This window comes from Acrocarpospora sp. B8E8, assembly GCF_039871605.1.
GTDB lineage: Bacteria > Actinomycetota > Actinomycetes > Streptosporangiales > Streptosporangiaceae > Acrocarpospora > Acrocarpospora macrocephala.
Genome location: NZ_JBDPLV010000015.1, coordinates 49,712 through 71,955, shown reverse-complemented (window position 1 = coordinate 71,955; position 22,244 = coordinate 49,712). Strand labels below are relative to the sequence as shown.

At 65.4% G+C, this 22,244-nt stretch carries 19 protein-coding genes; 13 read left to right on the top strand and 6 right to left on the bottom strand.

Annotated features, from left to right (window positions below):
* Positions 1-108: 108 nt before the first annotated feature.
* The 4 genes from ABGB08_RS16940 to ABGB08_RS16925 all read left to right on the top strand — a co-directional run bounded on the left by ABGB08_RS16940 (position 109) and on the right by ABGB08_RS16925 (position 4,099).
* Entirely contained in the window at positions 109-810 is a 702-nt protein-coding gene (locus tag ABGB08_RS16940) for a hypothetical protein (protein ID WP_347591289.1), read from the top strand.
* A gap of 82 nt (positions 811-892) precedes the next feature.
* The gene (locus tag ABGB08_RS16935) at positions 893-1,426 is read left to right on the top strand and encodes a GNAT family protein (protein WP_347591287.1); all 534 of its coding nucleotides are present in this window, start codon (positions 893-895) and stop codon (positions 1,424-1,426) included.
* 118 nt (positions 1,427-1,544) lie between these two features.
* Positions 1,545-2,774 (top strand): FxsB family cyclophane-forming radical SAM/SPASM peptide maturase, encoded by a 1,230-nt coding sequence (locus ABGB08_RS16930; protein ID WP_347591285.1) that lies wholly within the window; start codon positions 1,545-1,547, stop codon positions 2,772-2,774.
* Positions 2,771-4,099, top strand: a complete 1,329-nt coding sequence (locus ABGB08_RS16925) for an HEXXH motif domain-containing protein (RefSeq protein ID WP_347591283.1) — start codon at positions 2,771-2,773, stop codon at positions 4,097-4,099. Before ABGB08_RS16930 ends, ABGB08_RS16925 begins: the two co-directional genes overlap by 4 nt.
* Positions 4,100-4,119: 20 nt before the next feature.
* On the opposite strand, the gene fxsT is transcribed toward ABGB08_RS16925, so the two are convergent.
* Positions 4,120-6,672, bottom strand: a complete 2,553-nt coding sequence (gene fxsT / locus ABGB08_RS16920) for an FxSxx-COOH system tetratricopeptide repeat protein (RefSeq protein WP_347591281.1) — start codon at positions 6,670-6,672, stop codon at positions 4,120-4,122.
* Between the two features lie 220 nt (positions 6,673-6,892).
* On the opposite strand from fxsT, the gene ABGB08_RS16915 reads away from it, so the two are divergent.
* The 6 genes from ABGB08_RS16915 (at position 6,893) to ABGB08_RS16890 (ending at position 14,542) form a co-directional block, all read left to right on the top strand.
* Positions 6,893-7,048: a hypothetical protein gene (locus ABGB08_RS16915; RefSeq protein ID WP_347591279.1), complete on the top strand. Its 156-nt coding sequence runs from the start codon at positions 6,893-6,895 to the stop codon at positions 7,046-7,048.
* Positions 7,049-7,151: 103 nt separating this feature from the next.
* Positions 7,152-8,033 carry an SIR2 family protein gene (locus tag ABGB08_RS16910; RefSeq protein ID WP_347591277.1) on the top strand — a complete coding sequence of 294 codons (882 nt, stop codon included), beginning with the start codon at positions 7,152-7,154 and terminating at the stop codon, positions 8,031-8,033.
* Positions 8,030-10,063 (top strand): tetratricopeptide repeat protein, encoded by a 2,034-nt coding sequence (locus tag ABGB08_RS16905; protein WP_347591275.1) that lies wholly within the window; start codon positions 8,030-8,032, stop codon positions 10,061-10,063. The genes ABGB08_RS16910 and ABGB08_RS16905 overlap by 4 nt, the downstream gene beginning before the upstream one ends.
* A gap of 18 nt (positions 10,064-10,081) precedes the next feature.
* Entirely contained in the window at positions 10,082-11,692 is a 1,611-nt protein-coding gene (locus ABGB08_RS16900; RefSeq protein ID WP_347591273.1) for an MFS transporter, read from the top strand.
* 232 nt (positions 11,693-11,924) lie between these two features.
* Positions 11,925-13,166, top strand: a complete 1,242-nt coding sequence (locus ABGB08_RS16895; protein WP_347591271.1) for a hypothetical protein — start codon at positions 11,925-11,927, stop codon at positions 13,164-13,166.
* A 242-nt stretch (positions 13,167-13,408) separates the two neighbouring features.
* A complete protein-coding gene (locus ABGB08_RS16890) occupies positions 13,409-14,542 on the top strand; it encodes an esterase-like activity of phytase family protein (RefSeq protein ID WP_347591269.1) in 1,134 nt (377 codons plus the stop codon).
* A gap of 36 nt (positions 14,543-14,578) precedes the next feature.
* Here ABGB08_RS16890 and ABGB08_RS16885 read toward each other — a convergent pair whose 3' ends face one another.
* Positions 14,579-15,520, bottom strand: coding sequence for an endonuclease/exonuclease/phosphatase family protein (locus ABGB08_RS16885; RefSeq protein WP_347591267.1), 942 nt, complete (start codon positions 15,518-15,520; stop codon positions 14,579-14,581).
* 401 nt (positions 15,521-15,921) lie between these two features.
* On the opposite strand from ABGB08_RS16885, the gene ABGB08_RS16880 reads away from it, so the two are divergent.
* Positions 15,922-16,767 carry a hypothetical protein gene (locus tag ABGB08_RS16880; RefSeq protein WP_347591265.1) on the top strand — a complete coding sequence of 282 codons (846 nt, stop codon included), beginning with the start codon at positions 15,922-15,924 and terminating at the stop codon, positions 16,765-16,767.
* Positions 16,768-16,843: 76 nt separating this feature from the next.
* Here the strand turns inward: ABGB08_RS16880 and ABGB08_RS16875 are convergent, their stop codons facing one another.
* The 4 genes from ABGB08_RS16875 to ABGB08_RS16860 all read right to left on the bottom strand — a co-directional run bounded on the left by ABGB08_RS16875 (position 16,844) and on the right by ABGB08_RS16860 (position 20,378).
* The gene (locus ABGB08_RS16875; RefSeq protein WP_347591263.1) at positions 16,844-17,875 is read right to left on the bottom strand and encodes a zinc-binding alcohol dehydrogenase family protein; all 1,032 of its coding nucleotides are present in this window, start codon (positions 17,873-17,875) and stop codon (positions 16,844-16,846) included.
* Positions 17,876-17,938: 63 nt separating this feature from the next.
* On the bottom strand, positions 17,939-18,661 hold the full coding sequence (locus ABGB08_RS16870; protein ID WP_347591261.1) for an amino acid ABC transporter ATP-binding protein: 723 nt from the start codon (positions 18,659-18,661) through the stop codon (positions 17,939-17,941).
* Positions 18,661-19,506: an amino acid ABC transporter permease gene (locus tag ABGB08_RS16865; RefSeq protein WP_347591259.1), complete on the bottom strand. Its 846-nt coding sequence runs from the start codon at positions 19,504-19,506 to the stop codon at positions 18,661-18,663. The genes ABGB08_RS16870 and ABGB08_RS16865 overlap by 1 nt, the downstream gene beginning before the upstream one ends.
* Positions 19,503-20,378: an ABC transporter substrate-binding protein gene (locus ABGB08_RS16860; RefSeq protein WP_347591257.1), complete on the bottom strand. Its 876-nt coding sequence runs from the start codon at positions 20,376-20,378 to the stop codon at positions 19,503-19,505. The genes ABGB08_RS16865 and ABGB08_RS16860 overlap by 4 nt, the downstream gene beginning before the upstream one ends.
* 201 nt (positions 20,379-20,579) lie before the next feature.
* On the opposite strand from ABGB08_RS16860, the gene ABGB08_RS16855 reads away from it, so the two are divergent.
* Complete coding sequence (locus ABGB08_RS16855; protein WP_347591255.1) at positions 20,580-21,701, top strand: hypothetical protein; 1,122 nt, start codon at positions 20,580-20,582, stop codon at positions 21,699-21,701.
* A 22-nt stretch (positions 21,702-21,723) separates the two neighbouring features.
* Positions 21,724-22,182, top strand: a complete 459-nt coding sequence (locus ABGB08_RS16850; RefSeq protein WP_347591253.1) for a DivIVA domain-containing protein — start codon at positions 21,724-21,726, stop codon at positions 22,180-22,182.
* Positions 22,183-22,244 lie beyond the last annotated feature (62 nt).

The window sequence follows — 22,244 nt, the reverse complement described above, 5'->3', positions numbered from 1 at the left end:
GGGCGCTCGCCCCGACATCCTCGGCGCTGTTACCGCGGAGTTCGCCGAAGTCTCCTCCCGTACGGTGACGTAACGAGGCTCTTATCGCGGAAACAAAGGACGCCACATTTGACTGCTAAAACGCCCCCGGCGCTGGACTACTACTTGATCTTCCCCGAGGGCGGCTCACCGGCGCAGCCGGAGGGAATCGCCGTCGAGGAGTTCATGCTCGCGGAAGACCACACAGCGACCGACCTGGCCAACGCCGTGTGGACCGCGGCCGATGGCGACTGGTGGAGTTCGGCGGCTTTCAGCCGCGCGATCCGAACCGATCCGAGGCTCCGCGTCCGAACCATCGCGGTCCGCAGGGAGGACGCGGAGCTGGCCTACCGGCGGCTGGGGGCCGGCGCGCTGCCTGATGAGGCAACGTTGCGGACCTATTTCCACGACCACGCGTCCTTACCCGGCTCGCCCCCACTGCGACTTACTCCTCCGGAGGTCCCCAAAGGATTCCGCGAAAAGCGCGTCTACCGGATCCTGTTCGCCGGTGAATTGCGCAAGGACCGGCTCGCGCACCTGCAAAAGATCTGGGGAATGGCCCTGGCCGACGACCCGCAAGCCCGCGTGCTCGGCACCGCCCGGCTACGCGTGGCCGACGACATGTTCACCTGGGATCTCCGCCAGATCGGCCCAGGTGTGGCGTCCTGCATCGACCTGACCGCCTGCCTGAGCGATCCACCACACGACACCGTCGGCACGTTACTCCGGGAACTCATGACGACCACACGCTACGAGGGCCTGATCCCCGTAACGATCGAGCGCCTTTCCTAAGTGCCATCAGGGAGGACGGCTAAAGATCACGTATTCCGTCTGACATAGCATCGCCTGGCCGACGGAAATGGCGGGGTGGCGCATGCACGTGAAGATAAGGCCGATCGGCCTCGAGTTCGCTGAGGACCTTGCCAAGATCTACCGCGAAAACCGGGATTTCCTCCGGCCGTACGAGCCAGACCGCCCGGAGAGTTTCTTCACCACGAACGGCCAGCGCAGGCACATCCGCCGCGTCCTCGGCGAGATGGACCGTGGCCTGCGCTGGACCGCCCTGATCTACCTCACCGGTCAGCCGGCCGGGCTCATCACGATCAACAACATCCTCCGCGGCGTCCTGCAGTGCGGCCGGGTGGGGTACTGGGTCGCGGAGAAGGAGGGCTCCCGTGGCGTCGCCAGCACGGCATTACGGTTGGCCCTCGATGTAGCGTTCTGCGAACTCGCCCTGCACCGGGTGGAGGCGTCCGTACGCACCGACAACCCGCGGTCGCGCCGGGTGCTGGAGAAGAACCGCTTCCGTCTCATCGGGACGGCCCGTGACCACGTCTTTCTCGACGGACAGTGGCGGGATGAATTCTTGATGGAGCGCCATAGCCCGCCAATATCCCCTGGTATATGAGCGGGCGCTAATCCCTTTATGGTCAGTAAAGAACTAGGGGGAGTATTAAGTTTCTGGTTTCGTCGTTAGCATAGCCTTAATCGCAGTGAATGCCGGGCTGGTCCAGGAGTGTCCCAGCGTGAGCAACGACATCGAGGGACCACAGCGAAGAGCGTTGCCGGAGTGGCCCGCCACTCTCGATGTCGGAATGCTGCTCGCCGCCGGATGGCAGCCGAAACCCTTCCGGCAGTTCATCCTCAAAGTGCACAGTCGATGCAATCTTGCCTGCGACTACTGCTATGTGTACACGCTGGCCGACCAGAGCTGGCGTGGCCAGCCGCTGGTGATGAGCTCGGAGATCGTCGCGGTCGCGGCGCGCAGAATCGCCGAACACGCCGCGCGTCATCGTATTCCGGCCGTACAGGTCATCCTGCACGGCGGAGAACCGCTCCTCGCCGGTCGCGACCGGCTCTCCGAGACCATCACCACGATGCGCGCCGCCGCGCCGGATGTGGACGTCGAATTCAGCATGCAGACCAACGGCGTCCTTCTTGATGAGGATTATCTCGCTCTGTTCGCGAACCAGGGCGTGCGCGTCGGGGTCAGCCTGGACGGCGGAGAAGAGGTCAACGACCGCCATCGCAAGACCGTCGGAGGGCACGGCTCCTACCGGGCCGTGGCCCGGGCACTCGAACTTCTGGGCCGTCCGGAATACCGCTCCGTCTATGGCGGCATCCTGTGCACCATCGATCTCGCCAACGACCCGGTGGAAATCTACGAGTCACTGGCGTCCTTCCGGCCACCCAAGATCGACCTGCTTCTCCCGCACGGCACCTGGGCGGAACCACCCCCCGGCCAGTCCCCGGACACGTCGGCGGCGCCGTACGCGGACTGGCTGATCACCGTTTTCGACCACTGGTACGGCCAGGGGCGGCCCGTCACCGGAATCCGCCTCTTCGAGGAGATCATTCATCTGCTTCTGGGCGGCGCTTCCGGGATCGAAACCATCGGCCTCACCCCCTCGACGCTGCTGGTGATCGAGACTGACGGCACCATCGAGCAATCCGATTTCCTCAAAGTGGTCGGCCCGGGCGCGGCGGTGACGGGACTCAACATCACCGACCATGACCTCGACCGCGCCCTATACCATCCCGGCGTGGCCGCCCGGCAACTCGGCCTCGAAGGCCTTTCCGAAACGTGTCGCGCGTGCAGATTCAGCACAATCTGCGGCGGGGGCCTCTACGCGCACCGATATCGCCCGGGCACCGGGCATCTGAATCCATCGGTCTACTGCGCCGATCTCTATCGCCTGATCCACCACGTACGGTCACGAATCCAGCGCGATCTACCGAAAGGGCAGGCACATTGACCCGCCCATACACGGTCCCCGGCGACGTCTTCTCCGAACTCGCCACCGGTGCGGGTGGCAGGCGCGCCATGCAGTTCCTGGCCAAGGCGGAACGCAGCAAGCATCTGCTCCTGGTCCGGAACGTGGTCGTCACGGCGGAGCGCATGGGCCACGAGCGGGCCTGGGAACTCGCCGAAGCCTACGACCTGCTCGCCGGCCTGCAGAAGGATGCTCCAGAAGCAGTCGAGGCAGTGCTCACCTACCCGTCGGTCGGGACGTGGGCGATTCGCATGCTGCTCCGCGTCCTTCCGTCCAAGACCGGTGGCCCACTCTCCTTCGCCTACCTGCCGGGCCTGGCCCTGGCAGCCGCGATCCGGGCGGGCGCCACCACCACGCTCGAGGTCACGGTCCCCAATGGCCGCCTCGTCCTGCCCTCGCTCGGAGTCGCCCGCGTGTACGGCGTGCCACGCCGTACCACCACCCGGGTAACGGTGAGCACGCACGCCGACGGCGCCCAGCTCTGGAGCGGCGGGATGTCGGCATCCGTGCCCGGCAACCCGGAGCACTACGCGGAGGGTTGGATGGGCCTGCGCCGGTTGTCGACGACGCACCGGAACGAGACATTTCACGTGCTGCTCGATGACATCGACCCGTTCCGGCTTCCTGAAGGCTGGCCGGCCTCCCGCCAGCGACCCGGCACCGTACAGCAGTGGCAGCAGGCGCTGACCGAAGCCTGGGTCCTGCTGAAGGACCACCATCCGTGGTACGCCGAGGAGGTGCTCGGGGGAGTGACCACTTTCGTCCCCCTGTCCCGCCCGGCAGGCAGGCCGACGAGTGCCACGTCACGCTATGCCTTCGGCGCCTTCGCGGGCTCGCTCCCGCCGAACGGCCGGATGCTGGCCTCGCTGCTGTCCCATGAGGTCCAGCACTCGAAGCTCTGGGCCCTCCTCGATCTCATCCCGCTCACCGAGGCCCACGACCACGTCGACCGCCCGCTCTGGTACGCCCCCTGGCGGGAAGATCCCCGTCCCCTGATGGCTCTCCTCCAAGGCGCCTACGCACACCTCGCGGTGGCCGCCTTCTGGCGAGTCCAGCGTTTTCTCGATCAGGGCGAGGAAGCGCTGCACGCGCACGCCGAGTACGCCCGCTGGCGGCAGCACACGATCGACGTCATCGAGACGTTGCGCGTCTGCGGGATGCTCACCCCGGCCGGCGACGCGTTCGTCAGCGGGATGGCGACGGCCATCGACGGCTGGCGCGACGACGACGTCCCCTTCGCCGCGGCTCGCCGGGCGCATGAGGCCGCGCTGGAACACCAGAAGCGCTGGGCCGAGCGCAACATCTGACGAACGCCCGGAAACAGCGATCAGACGTTCGGCGGCTCGAAGTCGAAGTCGAGCCGTAACCCGCGCTGAACGGCCAGCACATCTGGATAGTCATCGCCCAGCGCACGGGTGAATCGCTTGATCGCGTCATCCTTCAGCTCGGCCGCCCGTTCGGTCTCTCCCAGCGCGTTGAGGTCGAGCACCAGATTGGCCTGGCAGGCGAGCGTGTGCGGATGGTCCAGGCCGAGCACGTTGCGGAAACGCTCCAGGCTCTCCTCGCCCAGGCGTCGCGCCTCCGCGATGTCCCCTAGATCCGCCAGCACGCTGGCAAGGTTCGTCATGCAGGTCAAGGTGTAGTGGTGTTCCTTGCCCAGGCTTCGTGTCAGGCCTGCCAAAGCGCTCTCGAAGAGCTTCTTGGCCTTCAGTGGCTCACCGAGCAGGCGATGAGCGATGGCGGTGTTCAGCGCCGAGCCATGGGTGAAGGGGTGGTCAGGGCCTCGCGTCTTGGCATACCGAGCCGAGGTGTCCGCGGAGAACTCAGCGGACCGCGCGTGATCTCCAACCAGCCGTTGCGCATTCGCCAGGCTCACCGCCGCCGCGAGCGTGCCGGGGTGATCCTCCCCGTAGGTGTCGCGGTGACGATGGAACACGGTCCTAGCGAGTTCGATGGCCTCGTCGAAGGCGCCGGCCTTACGCCGGGCCACCGACAGTTCCCGGGCCTGGAGCAGCACATCGGTGTGATTTTCGATGAGCGTCTTCTGCCGGACGATATCCGCGTAGGTGGCGAAGGTTCGCTCGCCTTCGGAACGCGCCTCGGCATAACGCCCGAGCAAGCGAAGATCGCGGGCGATCGCGTTCCGGCTGAAGGCCACCTGGTAGTGACCGTCGTTGCCGTAGTGGTTCAGCCGGCCTTCGTAGATCGCCTCATCCAGCCGGAGGGCCTCCTCATATCGGGTGGCCAGCGCGTTGTCGATGGCGAAGTTGTTCGTGGCTCGGAAGGTGTTGGGGTGCTGGCCGCCGAACACCCGGGTGTGCAGCGGCACCGACCCTTCGTCCAGTTCCAGCGCGCGGACGAACTCGCCGCGTTGGCGGAGGATCCCGCCCAGCACGTTGAGCATGATCAGCGTCTCGTCATGCTCTTCTCCGTGCTCCTGCCGAAGCAGGCCGAGCGCGTCTTCTCCGATAGCGAACGCCTCGTCGAAACGGCCTAACGCGTTCAGCAGTGTGGACAGCAACCGCTTAACGATCAGCAGGTGCAGATCGGTTGGCGGGAACTTGTCCGTCCACTGGTCCAGGGCACGGCTCAGCCATGCCTCACACGCCTTGAGGTCACCTTTGACGAACAGGAAGCGGCCTACATTCGTGGCGAGCCTGCGGACGTCGGGGTCATCGCAGTCAATAATGGCCGAGGGGCCGACGTGGGCGACCAGGTTGTCGTAGTCCTCCCATGCCTCGTAGTCGTCTGGCCGGTCCGGGTCCGCGGCGGCGAGCAGCAGGTGAACATCGTGCCGCGCCGTCTCCTGCTCCTTCTCGTTCAGTTCCTCCCGGATGAGCGCCTGGATGATCCGGTGCATCTGAAGCGTACGGCGCAGGTTGTCGAGGCGAGCCAAAGCGTAACGGCCGATCTCACGAACCACGTCGCTCATCCGGTACGGATCGCGGATCGTGTCGCGCAGATTCGACGGGGCCAGCACGAAACGCCCGAGATTGATGAGATCGAGCGGGATCGGCTCAGGGCCGAAGTAGGCGATGCGGTGCAGCAGAGCCATGGCTGATGGCATCTGGTCGCGCACGCGTTGGAGTGAGATGCTCCACGCCGCCGCCATCGGAACCGGATAGTCGAGCACGGTGCCCTGCCCGAGGACCTTGCCGGCCTCCTCGGACAGACGGTCCAGATAGGTGTCGACGCTCATGGCCGTCTCGAACATCAGCGCGCCGGCCTGTTCGAGGGCGAGCGGCAGGTCTCCCAAGCTCTCGGCCAAGCGGTAGGCATCGGCCTCGCTGATGCCGGGCACCCGCCGCCCCAGGAACTCCTGGCTCTCCTCCCGCATGAACACGTCGACTTCGAGCGTCTTGGCCGACTGCTTCCAGCGGTGGTTGCGTGACGTGACGAGCACATGCCCGGTGCCGTGCGGGAGCACCTCCTTGAGATCCTCGGGCTGGTCGGCGTTGTCGAAGACCACCAGCCATCGCCCATACGGTTGGCCGCGCCTGAGAGCGTCACGCACCGCACCGATCGCTTCATCGAGTTTGTCCGGCGGAAGACCGGTAATGCCCAGCCGAGGCGCCAGCGCCGCGAGCGCGCTTCGCATCAGGGCTTGCTGGTCCGATGGGACCCACCAGATGACTTCGTAGTCCCGGGAGTAACGATAGATATATTCGATCGCGAGCATGGTCTTGCCCACGCCGCCATATCCCTGCAGCGCATGAAGCACCACAGCGTCCCGTTGCCCGGTGAGATGCTCGCGGAGCTGATCAAGCAACTCCGACCGGCCCGTGAAACTGGTGTTTCGCTGCGGAACGTTCCCCCATACTTCGGGTGCAGAAAAACCAATTCCCGCCGGACCCTTACCCTGCGTGTCAGAATCGACCACAAACGCCTCCGGGTAACTGGGCGACACTTCAGCGATGCTAACGCACAATCGACCGCCGCCCGAAACACGAAATAAATTCGGCCAACCCTAAACCGGATTAGATCGCGACCGTCGAGGGGCCCAATGGACTTAGGTTGAGCGGCTATGGACTTAGCACGCATTCTCCTCTATTAACAAGGGTGACGCGACACGCGAGAGGCCGATCCCGGGAGGGCTCCGAATGACGGAACACACCGCGCTTCTGGACACCGAAAAGATGACCTTGACTGAACTCGCAGCCCTTGATCACGGTGTTCTCAGCAAGGCGATCAGCCGTGTAGTAGCGGAAGCGGCATTGCGTGAGGATCCGCTGTCCCGATTCCAGGCAGCCCTGTAGCAAGGGCCCCGCCCAAACCATCCGTCCTGGGAAATAATCCCGTATCGGGGGTACCATCCAACGTCGGCGAGACTCGCCGTCATGGACCGGGGCGGTAGGTCGTATGCGTGAGGTCGATTGGAACCGGCTCATCGACGGGCTGACCACAGGCGACTGCACTCCTTTTCTCGGCGCTGGGGTCAGCCGGGGAACCCTGCCCACCGGTAGCGAGCTCAGTGAGGACTGGGCGAAGCGATTGGGATACCCGTTCAAGGCCCGCGACCTGCTGCCCGAGGTCATGGACTACGCCATGATCACCCAGGGCGATCCCATCTATGTGAAGAAGCAGGTGATCCAGGAGCTCACCGCCCGGGGACGACCCGATTTCTCGTCGGACGTGGAGGCCCACGCGGTGATGGCGAGATTTCCGATACCGGTCTACTTCACCACGAACTATGACGATTTCATGGTCGAAGCGCTCAAACGTGCGGGAAAGCAGCCGACCGCGCTCTCGTGCCCCTGGCATGTGAACCGGTATCGACAGAACGGAACTTTCGGGCCTGAATTAATTCCCAGCCCGGGCGAACCGGTAGTCTTCCATCTGCACGGGAACATGGCCGACCCCAGTTCCCTGGTGCTCAGCAAAAGTGACTACATCGAATTCCTGATCAGCCTATCCATGGACCACGCCAGTGATGACCACGCGATGATTCCATCGGCGCTGCTCCCCGCCCTCACCACCCGTCCCCTGCTCTTCATTGGTTACAGCCTGCAGGACTGGTCGTTCGCCGTATTGTTCCAAGGACTGCTGAAGACGGTCTCCGCCGTGCACCACCGCAGGCACATCAGCGTGCAACTCCTCCCGCCGACCGTTCGCGACGGCGCAAGCGACAGCGCGCAGAATTATCTGACCGAATTCTTCGGCCGATGGAATATATCCGTATACTGGGGTAAAGTCGAAGACTTCTGTAGCGAGTTGCGCACCCGCATGGGGTGGGGCCGATGACATCGGTGAGGGAGAACCCGTATGTTGGGCTCCGAGCGTTCGCGGGTAGTGATCGCGAGGTGTTCTTCGGTCGTGGCCGGGAATCGCGCGAGCTGTCCGATCTGTGGCGCAGCAACCGCCTGGTCGTGCTCTACGGGCCATCGGGAATCGGGAAGTCGTCGCTGTTACACGCGGGGACCATGCCTCTTCTTGAGGATGACCACCTCGATATACTTCCGACCGGGCGCGCCTCTCCTGGGACACCTTTCCCGACGCCCTCCCACCACAACCCGTACACATTCTGCCTGCTCTCCTCATGGTCGCCCGCCGATTCGCCGGGCCGGCTTTCCGAGCTCACGGTCTCGCAGTTCCTGCGGAGCCGGCCCAGGCGCACCGATCGCTACGGCGACGACATTCCGGTGTTCGCCGCGATCGACCAGTTCGAAGAGGTCCTGAACTCTCCTTCGCCGTGGCGCAAGCACCGGGAGGCGTTCCTCGACCAATTGGGCGACGCGACCAAGGAGATCCCGAACCTCCGGCTGCTGGTCTCCATCCGCGAGGACGCGATCGCCGAACTGCTCCCGCGCGAGGCCGACCTGGCGGGACACTCGCGGGCCCGACTGCGCCTGTCCCCGCTCAGCGTCGACGCGGCGCTCAGTGCGGTGACGGGCCCCTTGGCCGGAACAGCACGGCGATTCGCCCCCCAGGTGGCGGAGCAACTGGTTCGCGACCTCAGCACCGTGCACGCGTTCAACGTCCTGGGTGAGCGGCGCAGCATCGAACTCGACTCCGTGGAACCCTGGCAGATTCAGATCGTCTGCGCGCAGCTATGGGACGACCTCCCCGCAGACACAGAAGAGATCACGCTGTCCCATATCGACGAGTACGGCGACGTGGCCAAGGCGCTGACCAGCTTCTGCGCGCGGATGGTCAAAGCCGTCGCGGATGACCATGGCATCCCCGAAGAAGTTCTCCGCAAATGGCTGTACGACCGATTCGTCACCGAACACGGCACCCGAGGAACCGCGTACGAAGGGCTGAGCGAGACCGGCGGCATGCCCAATGAAATCGCCCAGGCGCTCGAACGACGCCGGGTGTTGCGGGCCGAGGAGCGCGCCGGATCCCGCTGGTACGAACTCCAGCACGACCGCCTGATAGAAGCGGTCAAGATCCTGCACGATTCCTCCATAGATCCAGACGCCCACGTTCCCACCGGGCCGACCGCCCTCAGCGGGGCCGACTTCTTGAAAGCGGCCGAATCCGCGCTCGCGACGGGTGAGTTCATGCCGGCGGAGAAATACGCCCTGGAGGCCCTGCGCAGGACCTCGGACGCCGACGGCGCCAACGCCGCCCGGACTCGAGCCGAGACCCTGTCGCTGCTCGGCAACCTGGCCCAGTTTCAGAACCAGCCCGATGTGGCGCTGACCCGCTTCCGGCAGGCCGCGCAGCATTTTGAAGCGCTACAGCTGCCCAGCGCGGTGGCCCGCCTGCTATCCGCGGTCGCGAAGATTCTCATCGAACGGCAGCAGTTCGGGCCGGCCATCGACGAACTCCAGGCTGCGGTGGCCCGCCTCCCCAGCGAGCCTTCAATCAAACGGGAACTCGCCAACGCGCTGTGGGCGATCGGCCAGCTCAACCCCGCCATCGCGATTTTCAACTCGGTGCTCACCGTCACCCCCGACGACCCGGCCGCGCTGGTGAGCCGGGGCCGGATTCGCGCGGAGCGAGAGGACGCGGCGGCAGCCCTGGAAGATCTTCTTCGCGCGGCGGAACTCAATCCGACAGTACTGGCCGATCCGGCCGTGCGGGCGGCGCGGGCACTGGCTCTGGCAGGTGTCGGGCGACTGGACGACGCAGCGATCGAAGCAAGAATCGCGACTTCGATGGGGCCGAACCACGGCCCTGCCCTGCTTGCCGCCGCCCAGGTCGCGAAGCGAATGGGCGATCAGGAGCAATCCTACGAACTCGCTCGTCGTGCGACAGACGCCTCATCGCCTCAGCTGTTCCCACATGAGTTCGTCCGCGCTAGGACTATGCTTTTCAATCTCTGATCATCCTGCGAAAGGGGGATGGCTGAGTACCGGAAAGGGCAAGCTTCTACATTGTTGCGTACAGCTTCGCCCGAACGGGAATCCCTGGACTACTCCGGGGCACCTGACCTTCAAGAGTCACAACCGGGGGGGTCGGGCACGAATGAGACAAAACACGGGAATACGGTTTCTCCCGCACCAGACCACGCAGGACTCAGCTCACCCGCACCTGCCCAGCCCATGACAGGCGGCTCCTCCGAGAGCCCTCTACCCAGCGAGACGCCACCGCTTCAGTCCATCAAAGCTCCTCCGGCACTATCCAGGGCCTTCACGTTCACTTGGCTGAGTTCGGCGTCTTCGACGTTCGGGCTGCAAATGGTGGGTGTCGCGTACCCCCTGCTCGCCCTTCATCTGGGTCACTCGCCGACGGCGGCGGCATGGGTGAGTTTCGCGTGGCTAGTGCCCAACTTGCTCTTTCACATCCCAGCCGGCGCGCTTGTGGACCGCTGGGATCATCGCAGAATCATGATTGTCACCGAAACGATCAGATTCAGCCTCATAACGTCGATATTTATCTTTATTGACCTAAAATCACTGAGTCTCTACCATTTAATTCTAATTGTCACAATTGAAAGCACTTTGTCCGTTTTTTATCTGGTTTCGGAATCGACCCGAGTGCCTACGCTGGTCAACGAGAAGGAGTTGACCGGGGCTCTGTCAAGAAGTGAGAGCGCCATCCATCTGGCCGTGATGGTCGGACGCCCCCTCGGAGGGATGCTGTTCGGGATAAGCGTCATCAGCCCGTTCATCGCCAACCTGATGTTCTGCTTCGCCTCTCTCGTCGTGATCAAACTGGCCCGTCAGGGCATCGAAGCGCCCAAATCAGAGTCCAGGCGCCGCGTACTGAAGGAGACGACCAGCGGCTTCGCGGAGTTGCGTCGCCTGCCCTATCTCCTCACGGCCACCGTGTTGACGGTGATCACCAATATCGTGTGCAGCGCGGTGTTGACGATCTTCCTGGTGTACTTGAGCGATAACGAGTCTCCGCTGGTGGTCGGCATTGTCATGGCCGCAACCGGGTTGGGAGGGGTCCTCGGATCCGCCATCGCAGCGCCCTCCCAGGGGTTGGCACGGCGCATGGTGAACTCCTCCAAGCGAATCAACCGCGTCTCCATGCTGCTGGTCCACTTGTGGCTGTGGGTGGTGGCGCTGGCCTGCCTGTTGTTCACCCAGAACGCGCTGTCCTTCCTGCTAGCCCTATTGCTGATGGGATTGGCAGGGGGCCGGAGCAACATCACGATCAGAGAGTTCGCGGCCCGCTACGTTCACCCGCAGAAGCTGGGCCGGGTCACCGGTGTAACGCGGCTGTGTTCGTTTGGCGCGGTGGCGATGGGCACCTTGATCGGTGGACTTCTGGTCGAGCACCTTGGCATCCTCACCCCTCTGTGGATGATGACGCTGCCGCTTCTGTTGCTGGCGCTGGCCTGCACCCTCCTCCAGCCGCTGAGAAAATTGTTCTTCATGGACAGCGCCCCGGACGAAGTGCCCGGGCCGATCTCCCCAGAGCCCAGCACACCCGACGTTCCTTCGTCCCGGCGACGCCGAATCGCCCAGCGCCTGACTGGCCAATACACCATGGCGAACGACTGATCAGACCAGGCCTGCCTTGTGATATAGATCACACTCTCTGCCGGGCTCTGTTACGAATTTCCGTTTCTTGGCTGGACAGGGCACCGCCCATGTTCATCGCCTCGGTAGCCAACCCGTATTTCCTACCAACTCACTTGGAAAATGTGAGGGATGGGGAGTAGGTTCCCGGTGATCCCTTTCCTGACGCATGGGACGCATGAGGCGTTCCACGACAGACCAAGGAGTTCTCCCCATGAAGCGCATCCTCCCCATCGGCGGTGTCGCGGCCGGACTGCTGGCCACCGCCCTCGTCACCCCGCCGGCCTCGGCGGCCGACGACGTCAAGGCTGTTCCCCTGGCCTCGACCGGCATCGCCGCCAAGAACATCGTCGCGTACTGGTATGCCAACGACGCCGCCAACCTGATCGGAGCCACGCCGTACGACGTGGAGACCAAGGTGGTGGCCAAGCACGTCTCGACCGGTGGCCCGGCCGCGGACAGCAAGCCCGGTGTCGTCCCGGCGATCGGCGACGAGAAGAAGTCGACGGCGAAGTCGAAGAACGTCAACCTGCCCAAGACCTCAGGCAAGGTGTTCTTCCTCGGCACTGACGGCAAGCCGCACTGGGCCACGGCCACCTCGGTGCAGTCCGCGTACCGCAACCTGGTCGCCACGGCCGGCCACGCCGTCTACGACACCGAGAGCAACGGCCAGACCTTGGACAACTGGGTGTTCATCCCCGGTTACTACCAGGGGAAGACCCCGTGGGGCATCTACGTCGGCAAGCAGGCGTTCACGCACTACGACTACGACGTGTACGAGGACGGCGACCGCGACTACGCGTTCGTCACCGTGTACAACGGCCTCAAGGCCCCGCATGACGGGGTCACCTCCGGCAAGAGCAAGCCGAGCGGTGTCTTCAGCAGCGGCGGAACGGGCTGGAACCAGCTCGGCGGCTGGGTCGAGGTCACCAAGGAGGTCTACGACCAGTACAAGGGGTTCGACACCTTCATCGGTGACATCGACAAGGTCACCTGGCAGGGCAAGACGTACTACTTCGTCTGGAAGTTCGCTGACGCCGGTCGCCTTGGGGACAACGTCGGTGGGCAGGGTCTGGCCTACAACCAGAAGGTCGGCAAGCCGGTCTTCGTGTTCGGCTACCCCAGCGGCTCGCACCCGGACGGCAACTACGCCTACTCCGGCAAGACCCTCAAGTGGAGCTACGGCAAGACCTTCGCGGCGAGCGCTTCGGCCATCAAGGCCGAGGAGCTGATCGGCGTCAAGTCCAGCTTCACCGGCGAAGGCGCGCTGGGCTCGTCGTGGCTGGTCGGGTACAAGAACACCCGCCGCCTCGGCTACCTGAACGGTGTGACCATCGGCGTCTCCGACACCGACAGCAACAACCGCTATGACACCTCGGTCTCCCCGTACTTCGACGGTGAGCTCTACGGCGTCTACAGCGCGGCCAAGAACCTCTGGTCGGGCTCCATCGCGTAACCGAATCGGCCGGTGTCGTTCCGGAGAAGGTCGTGTCTTCCTGGGTGTGCCTTATCTAGGAAGACACGACCTTCTCCCAATGTATGAAATACGGATAAATCCGGGCTGGATCGTACGTCGACAATAAAGATCGGCTCATTTGGCGTGGACATCCGGGCGGCTTCGCGATCTCATATTCCCGATCCATTATCGGGGACGAGGAGAATCGCGTGCACATTCCGGGGAAAATTGGAAGAATCGCAGTGGCGATCGTGGCCACGGTCAGTTTTGGCGGCATGGATGTCGGGGTGTCCGCGGCGGACACCGATCAGTCGGGCCTTCGGATCGTCCGTTTTCTCGGTGAGCAGCGGCTGCCTCACAAGATGCAGGTCAACGGAACCACGCTCGGTGGTCTGTCCGGTATCGACCGGGATCCGCGCACCGGCACCTGGTACTTCATCGCTGACGACCGCTGGCGATACCAGCCCGCCCGCTTCTACACCGGGCGACTGTCCATTAACCGGACGACGGGCGCGTTCACGGGCGTGCACGTCGACGGGGTGACCATCCTCCGGCGTCCGGACGGAAGTCCGTACCCGGCCTATGGCCAGGCCGAATCGGCCGACCCGGAGACCATCCGGTACAACCCCTGGAACCGCAGCCTGCTGTGGGGCCATGAAGGCGACCGCCCGGATGAGAGGAATCCGAATATCCCGATTTCTAATCTGTTCGTACGCTGGGCCGACACGAATGGCAAGCACCTCGGTGAACTCCCTATCCCGGCCAACCTGCACCTGACGGGAACCGACAATGGACCTCGCCGCAATTTCGGGTTCGAGGGCCTGACCTTCGCCCCGCATTCCATCGCCGCCGTCATCGAAGGTCCGCGTTTCGAGGACGGCCTGCCACCGACCGTCGACCGTGGCGCGCCCGCCCGCATCACCGTGTGGAATCGCCGGGGCCGTACGCTCGCGCAGTACGCGTACCCGCTCGACCCGCTTCCGGCCGCGCCGATTCCGCCGACAGGGCACACCGATACCGGAGTTTCCGAAATCCTGGCCATCGACGATTTCCGCTACCTCGCCCTTGAGCGTTCCTGGATCGAGGGCGTCAACTACCGCGTCAAGCTTTATGAGATCGACCTGCGACGAGCGACCAACGTGCTCGGCCGGGATAGTTTGGCGGATGGCCGGCCGTACCAGCCGGTGGAGAAGAGGCTGGTGCTCGACTTGAGCAGCCGGCCCGAGCCGACCCAGAACCTGGAGAGCCTGGCCTGGGGACCCCGGCTCCGCACCGGCGAATGCACCCTCGTCATGGGCTCCGACGACAATTTCGACGACCGCGAGGTCACCCAGTTCCTCGCTTATGCCGTCCATGGGTGCCCCGCCTCACACTGACCTCGAATACCCGGTGCCATCACTGGCACCGGGTATTTATCTCGCGGCGAAGGTGAGTTCCGCGTAGACGGCTCGGTGGTCGGTTTCGGGGAGGAGGTGGGTGCTGAATTTCTGTACGGCGGTGTGCTGGTCGACGACGATATGGTCCAGGGTTACCGATGGAATGGGCAGGCCGTGGAAGGTCCACGGGGTGGCCGGCCACGTGGTGGTGAGGCCGGAGGCGGCGGTGTCGGCGGCGTCTTGGTAGCCCGTGGCGAGGAGAGCTCTGATGCGGGCGTGGTCGAGGGTCGCGTTGAAGTCGCCCAGGAGGATTTTGGGTGTGTCGTCTGGGTGGGGCAATGCGGTGAGACCGTCCGCCCAGCATTGGTAGCGGGATTTCTGCGAGGGGGCGCAGGGGTGCACGGAGACGACGTCGATGCGGGCGCCGGGGATTTGTACGGTCGCCCTGGCCTGGCCGAATCCGCCGAAGTCGATGAGGTCGGTCAGTTGTAGCGGGTGGCGCGAATAGATGCCGGATCCGCCGACGCCAGCGCGGGCTTCTCCTGCGTAGAAGGGGAGGAGTTCGCCGAGTCCGGCCGTGCGAAGATTATCGGCGGCTGTCGGGGTGAGTTCCTGGATAGCGAGAATGTCGGGACGGAGATCGCGGACCAAGGTGATCAGGGCGTCCGGGGGAACGGATCCGACCTTGAGATTCGCGGCGAGGACCCGGAGCGGCGGGCCGGATGCGGCGGGGTTCGATCCGGGAAACGCGCGAGGAAGCACCGCCGTCGCGAATACCGCGCACACCGCCAGCCCGGCGGCCAGGGCGATCCATCGCCGTAGCAGCAGCGCGAGAATTGGCGCGATCAGGGAAAGCAGGGCGACCGTCGGCGTGAACGCCACCAGCTGAACCCAGGCGAAATCCACGTCCCAGGGAAGCAGCCGGAGCGCGGCCCACAACCCGAACACGGCCACGACCAGCCAGACGAACACGGTCACCCAACGCCGTCTCGGTCTGGCGACCGAATCAGACCCTGCGGCCGCCTCTCCCGTATCGAGAGCCACCGCGATCACCCCCCATGTCCGGCAGCTTATGGGGCCAGGCGGGCCCGAAGCGGACGCCTCTCGGCGTGTCCGCCGACCAGCACCCGTGGGCGGTCCCGCTGCCCACGCCAGCATGAAGCCTTTGGCGGTGGCCCTGCCTTAATGAATCGCTAAGAAAATATGCAGATAGGGTGCCCGGCGCGTGTGAAAATCCCCGCGCCGGGTCCGGTACCTCTCAAATAGGTCGCAAGATCCGGAAACCGCTTGTCAGCCGCTTCCCCGTAGGCCAAAGTTTCGCAAGATACCCGGTTGGCGGGCATCTACGGGGAAACCGGATCTGACACGGAGGGCCTCACATGAGGCGTTTGATCACGGTGATCATGTGCATGGCGGTAACCGCCGCACTGACATCGGGAATCGCGCAGGCACGGGCGGTCGATCCCGTCGCCGCACTGGCAAAACAGCTAAAAAGCGGACACGGCGTGCATTTCACGTCCGTCTCCAAGACCAACCCGAGCTACGGCATCAAGACCCGGTCGTACGGTGACCTGCAGTTCGGCCGCTCCCAGGTAGCCGCCAGCAACATCATCACCACCGTCGACTACGGAACCATGACCAAAGCGGCCGAGGAGGTCGCCGAAATCCTCGGCCTGGACCCGGACAAGATCACCGGCTCCACCCAGACGATCACCCTCAAGGACGACAACTACGTCACCGGCGGGATCACCGATATCTTCCTGCCCGAGGGCAAGACCTGGCTCAAGTCGGAGAACGTGCTCACCCAGCCTGGTCTGGGCGGATCCGCGATCAACGTGCTCTCGCCGCGCGAACTGAAGACCCTGCTCGCCAAGGCCCAAGGCAAGAAGGCCGGAGGCACCGTCGACGGCGTGGCGACCACGCTGTACAACGGCGCCGAGGTGTTCCGCCTGGAGCTGGGGGGCGACAAGTTCGCCATCAAGCTCAACTGGAAACTGTGGATCGGCACCGACGGCCTGATCCGGCGGATCACCTCCAACGAGAACCTGGTGCTCACCCCCAAGAAGGGCAAGCCGATCAAGCTGCAGCTCAGCAGCGACACCTACCTCTCCGGCTGGGGAGACAAGGTGTGGATCTACGCTCCGGACGAGCGCCTGGTCGCCGACCTGAAGGAGATCCTCCTGCTCCCGCCGTCGGTCCTCGGCACCATCGACCTCGGCGACTGATCACCCCGCGATTTCGGCCGCGCCGCTGTGAACTCCACGGCGGCGCGGCCTTTTCACTGCTGCCGGGTCGCCCACGTCACCACCCCGCAACCACGACCTTCCCCACCATTCCCGACCCCTCGACCAGAGCATGCGCCTCCCGGAGCGTGGCCGCGCTGATCGGCCCGAGCCGCCGCGTCATCGTGCTCCGCACCTGCTGTCCGTCCACCAGCTCGGCGACGACATTGAGCAGGTCATGCTGGGTGGTGTCGTGCGGCGCGAACAACGGCCGGGTGAACATGGACTCCCAGTGCCAGGTCAGGCTCTTGGCCTTCAACCCCCTGATGTCCAACACTTTCGGATCGTCGATCGCAGTGATCTGTCCGCCCGGCTTGAGCATCTCCGCGTACGCATCGACATGCCCCTCCGAATACGGACTGAAGACATAGTCCACCCCATCCGGCGCCACCGCCCGCACCGCCGCCGCGAGATCACCCCGATGATCGACCACATGATGCGCCCCCATCGCCTCGGCCCACTCCCGCGACTCCGCCCGCGAAGCCGTCCCCACCAGGGTCAAATCAGGACATTGCCGCCGCGCCAACTGCAACACCATCGACCCGACACCTCCCGCCGCCCCCACCACGACCAGCGTCCCCCCGCTGTCCTTGGTGAGCCGAAACTTGCCATGCAAGGTCTCCCACGCCGTAATCGCCGTCAAAGGCATCGCCGCCGCCTCAGCAAAATCCAGAATGTACGGCTTGCGCCCGACGATTCGCTCATCTACCAGCTGAAATTCGGCATTGCTCCCCGGCCGCCCGATAGACCCCGCGTAATACACCTCATCCCCCGGCGCGAACAACCCGACCTGACTCCCCACCGCCTCCACGATCCCAGCCGCGTCGTACCCCAGAACCCGCAGCTCCCCCTGGGTCTCCCGCCCCTGCCGCTCCTTCACATCCACCGGATTAACCGAAACCGCCTGCACCCGAACCAGCAGATCCCGCCCCTGCGGCCGCGGCACCGGCAGCTCCGCATCCACCAGACACTCCGCGTCCTCAACCGGCAGATTCTCCCGAAACCCAACCACCCGCATCATGTCCACCACTGCCCCCTCCGATTCGCTCACTCTCCGTGATCACCCCATTCCAGCACGCCGTACACCAGAATGCCGAGATCCCGGGCGGTGGCGTCAGCCGTACAGGAATTCGCGGGTTCTGGGGTTTTGGGGGGCGTCGAAGATCTGGGCTGGGGGGCCGTGTTCGAGGAGGGTGCCCTGGTCGAGGAAGCAGATGGTGTCGGCGATGTCGCGGGCGAAGGACATCTCGTGGGTGGCGAGGATCATGGTCATGCCGGACTGTTTGAGTTCGCGGATGATGCCGAGGACCTCGTTGACGAGGGTGGGGTCCAGGGCTGAGGTGACCTCGTCCAGCAGGAGCAGGCGGGGGTGGGTGGCCAGGGCGCGGATGATGGCGACGCGCTGCTGCTGGCCGCCGGAGAGGCGGTCGGGGTAGGTGCCGGACTTGTCGGCCAGGCCGAAGCGGGCGAGCAGGTCGCGGGCCTGGGCTTCGGCCTGGGGTCGGGGCACGCCGTGGACCTTGCGGGGGGCGAGGGTGATGTTGTCCAGGACGGTCATGTGCGGGAACAGGTTGTAGGCCTGGAAGACGATGCCGATGCGCTGGCGGATCTGGTCGGGGTTGACGCGGACGTCGGTGATCTCCTGGTCGTCCAGGTAGATGGCGCCGTCGTCGACGGTTTCGAGCAGGTTGACGCAGCGAAGCAGGGTGGATTTGCCGGAGCCGGAGGCACCGATCAGGCAGACGACCTCGTGCGGGTCGACAGTGAGGTCGACGCCGCGCAGCACAATGTGGTGCTGGTAGCGCTTCCAGACGCCGTCGATGGTGAGCAGGGCCATCAGCCGCCTCCGCGCTGCTGCGCCGCGCGGGCGGCGAGGTGGTCGGTGAACCGGGCCAATGGGACGGTCAGCGCGACGAACAGCAGCGCTGCCCCCACGTACGGCGTGTAGTTGAAGGTCTTGGCGACGTGGATCTGAGCCTGCCGGAGGGCTTCGAGCGGGCCGAGCAGGGCCACCAGTGCGCTGTCCTTCTGGAGCGACGCGAAGTCGTTGAGCAGGGGCGGGACCACGCGGCGGATGGCCTGCGGGACGACGATGTGCCGCATGGTCTGGGCGTGGGTGAGGCCCAGGGAGCGGGCGGCGGCGAGTTGGCTGGGGTGGATGGAGTTGATACCGGAGCGGAAGACCTCGGCCACGAACGAGGTGTAAGAGAGGACCAGGGCGATGATGCCCAGGGTGACCGGGTCGCCGGGCGTGCCCTGGAGTTGCAGGGCGGGGATGCCGAAGCCGACCAGGTAGACGAGCAGGATGACGGGGATGCCGCGGAAGATGTCGGTGTAGAGCACGGCGAGCACGCGGAGCGGGAAGAACACGGGGGCGCGCAGGCCGCGGACGAGGGCGACGCCCAGGCCGAGGATGAGGACGATCGGCTCGGCGATCATGAAGATCATGACGTTGAGCAGGAAGCCGCGCAGCACGTCGGGGAGCGCGGTGACGAGGACATCGGTGTTGAAGAACATGTCCTGGACGCGCGACCAGCCGGGCGAGGCGGCGACCAGGACGACCACCACCACGACCACGACGATCGTGGAGATGGTGGCGGCGGAGAGCGACCGCCGGCTGCGGGCGCGCAGCAGCGCCTCGCGCGCCAGCTGGCGGTCGCTCTTGACCCAGTCGGTGCTCACGAGAGTTCGGGGGCGCCCGCCGTGGAGGTCAGCCACTGGCCTTCGATCTTGGCGAGCTCACCGGAGGACTTCAGCGTGCCGAGCGCCTGGTTGACGCAGCTCACGAGCGGGTTGCCCTTCTCGAAGAGCAGGCCGAACTCCTCGGGGGCGCCGGAGGTGGCCGCGAACTGGCCGACGATCTTGGAGCCTTCGATCTGGGCGGCGGTGACGTAGAAGGCGGTGGGCAGGTCGAGCACGATGGCGTCGATCTGCTTGTTCTTCAGCGCGTTGACCACGTCGATCTGCTGGTTGAAAACGCTCGGCTCGGCGTCCGGCTTGATCACGTCCTGTACGGCCTGCAGCGCCGTCGTCCCCACCTGCACGCCGATCTTGGCGCCCTTGAGCGCGGCCAGCGAGGTGGCCCCCGCGATCGAGCCCCCGTCCAGGGCGACGACGGCCTGCTTGACCGCGTAGTACCCGTCGCTGAAGTCGACGGCCTTGGCCCGCTCGGGGGTGATCGAGATCTGGTTGATGTCGAAGTCGAACTTCTTCGGCCCGGGCGCGAACGAGGAGTCGAACGGCACGACCTCCCAGGCGACCTCGGCGGGGGTGAAGCCGAGCGTGGTGGCGACGGCCGCGGCGACCGCGCCTTCGAAACCCTGCCCATTGGCGGGGTCGTCGCCGGAGAACCACGGCTCGTACGCGGGCTTGTCCGTCCCGATGGTGAGCTTGCCCGGCGTGATGAGCTTGAGCTGATCCTTCGCGCACGGGGCCGCCGAACTGGAGGGCGCGGCGGCGGTGGCGCTGGCGGTGGACGGCTGGTCCTCGGGCGCGCAGGCGACCGACGCCAGGGCGAGGACACCGGCGGCCAGGAACAGTGCGGAACGGGGCAAGGTGGCCTCCGGGGACGTGCGGGGGAATTTCCTACCGAGGATGTCGGAATACTCCGGCCTCAGCAAATCGAGTTTGGCATGACTACGGCCTCGCCCTCAAAGCGGACGGTCAAGACACCCGCCGGGAGGTGTAAACAGATAGTGGCTGGTAATCTACTCTGAGTAATCGTCGCAGGTGGATTGGGCAAAGGGGGAGCGCAGGTGGAAGCAGGATCTTCTGGCGGGGCGGCGTGGGTGGCCGTCGCGCTGGTCTCGCTGTCCACCCTCGGGGGCGCGTGGATGGCCAGGCGGCATGCCCGCCGGGTCACCGTCTGGCTGGCCATAGCCTCGGCGCTGATGCTGGTCACCGCCTTGATCGACCTGCTGCCCGACGCCTGGCGGGAGTCGGTCGAGAAGGGCGTGCCGCTGTGGGCGATGGGCGTTTCGATCAGCGTGGGCTTCGTGGTGGTCACCTACTTCACCCGGAAAGAGCATGCGCAGGTGTCGGGACCGGGCGCCCGGCACGCGCCCGGCCTACATCGGCGGGTGCGGGAGTGGGCCGGGGCCGCGCTGTTCGGTGGTCTCGGCACGGCCGCCGCGCTCACCGTGCACCGCGCGATCGAGGGGGCCACGCTGGCGTTGAGCGCCTCGGCCGTGGTCGTGATCGCGCTGGTGGTGCATTCGGCCAGCGAAGGCCTGGCCATGGTCGCCCTGCTGGACATGGCGGGGCAGCCCCTGGCGCCGCTGCTGGCGGTGGCGTGTGTCAGCCCGGTGGTGGGGATGGTGATCGGCACGGTCAGTCCCCTGCCCGGCCAGGTCGTGCCGATCCTGCTCGGAGTGGCGACCGGAATCCTGTTGCGTACGGCCGTACTCGGCGTTCGGCTCGCGGCGAGCAGGCACGAGGATCGCCGGGTGCCGAGGCGGCATGTGCTGACCGCGGCCGGGGTGGCCGCCACGGTGGCGCTGGCGATCAGCGCCGTGCAGTGGCTTCCCGGGCAGCCGAACCTGAGCGACAAACAGGTGCTCGGGCGGGTCATCGCCCGGCCCAGAACCGTGCCGAGCCCGTTCCCGTCCCCCGCACCCACCCCCACACTGTTTCCGCTTCGCGATAGAAGGCACCTGCGTGCCGCTTTCGCGTCGGGCGCGCTGACCCTGGCGCAGGTGTTCGCGCGGACCGATCGGCTGACCCTGCGGACCCGGGTGGCGTGGCTGCTGGACGGACACCCCGGCTACGACCACGACCACATCGCCGACTTGTTGCACTCCAACGACATCAAGCCCGACCACACGGTCGGCGACCTGAACGGACGGCAACGCGCCAGCCTGCTGGCGAAACTGTCGTAGCGCTTCCCGAAAGGAGACCGTCATGGGCGAGGGATACGACCGCGTGCTGACCGCGGAGGACGTCCGCAATCGGGTCTTCTCCACCAGCCGGCTCCGGGAGGGTTATGACCTCGCGGAGGTCGACATGTTCCTGGGCGAGATCGAGCTCAGTCTCAGCCGCCTGCACCGGGACTACGAGCAGCTGAAAGCGCGCTGCGGCCTGTGCAGCACAGCGCTCGCGCCCAACTGGCAGGGCGGAGCCGAAGTGATCGCGGCAGCCCAGCGGCAGGCCGAGGCGATCATCGCCGAGGCCGAGGCCCGCGCCCGCGACCTGGAACTCGAACTGCGCGAACGGCTGCGCCGGGCCGCGGAGATCCTCATGGTGACCGAACAGGAGCACGCCCGCGACCTGGAGGTCCGCCGCCAGCAGGCCGACCGCAGACGCGCCGACATCCAGGACCACCTCTCCTGGATCAACAACCTCGTCGGCGAACACCCGTGACGGCCCATCTGGGCGGCGTCATCCACTTTGCCCCGGGAATTACTCCTTGGGTTCAAGGAGTC

What these genes read in the sequence shown, in the direction of transcription:
- ABGB08_RS16935 (WP_347591287.1), top strand. Translation starts at nt 893, where the DNA reads ATGCACGTGAAGATAAGGCCGATCGGCCTCGAGTTCGCTGAGGACCTT.
- ABGB08_RS16915 (WP_347591279.1), top strand. Translation starts at nt 6,893, where the DNA reads ATGACGGAACACACCGCGCTTCTGGACACCGAAAAGATGACCTTGACT.
- ABGB08_RS16910 (WP_347591277.1), top strand. Translation starts at nt 7,152, where the DNA reads ATGCGTGAGGTCGATTGGAACCGGCTCATCGACGGGCTGACCACAGGC.
- ABGB08_RS16905 (WP_347591275.1), top strand. Translation starts at nt 8,030, where the DNA reads ATGACATCGGTGAGGGAGAACCCGTATGTTGGGCTCCGAGCGTTCGCG.
- ABGB08_RS16900 (WP_347591273.1), top strand. Translation starts at nt 10,082, where the DNA reads ATGGCTGAGTACCGGAAAGGGCAAGCTTCTACATTGTTGCGTACAGCT.
- ABGB08_RS16895 (WP_347591271.1), top strand. Translation starts at nt 11,925, where the DNA reads ATGAAGCGCATCCTCCCCATCGGCGGTGTCGCGGCCGGACTGCTGGCC.
- ABGB08_RS16880 (WP_347591265.1), top strand. Translation starts at nt 15,922, where the DNA reads ATGAGGCGTTTGATCACGGTGATCATGTGCATGGCGGTAACCGCCGCA.
- ABGB08_RS16870 (WP_347591261.1), bottom strand. Translation starts at nt 18,661, where the DNA reads ATGGCCCTGCTCACCATCGACGGCGTCTGGAAGCGCTACCAGCACCAC.
- ABGB08_RS16850 (WP_347591253.1), top strand. Translation starts at nt 21,724, where the DNA reads ATGGGCGAGGGATACGACCGCGTGCTGACCGCGGAGGACGTCCGCAAT.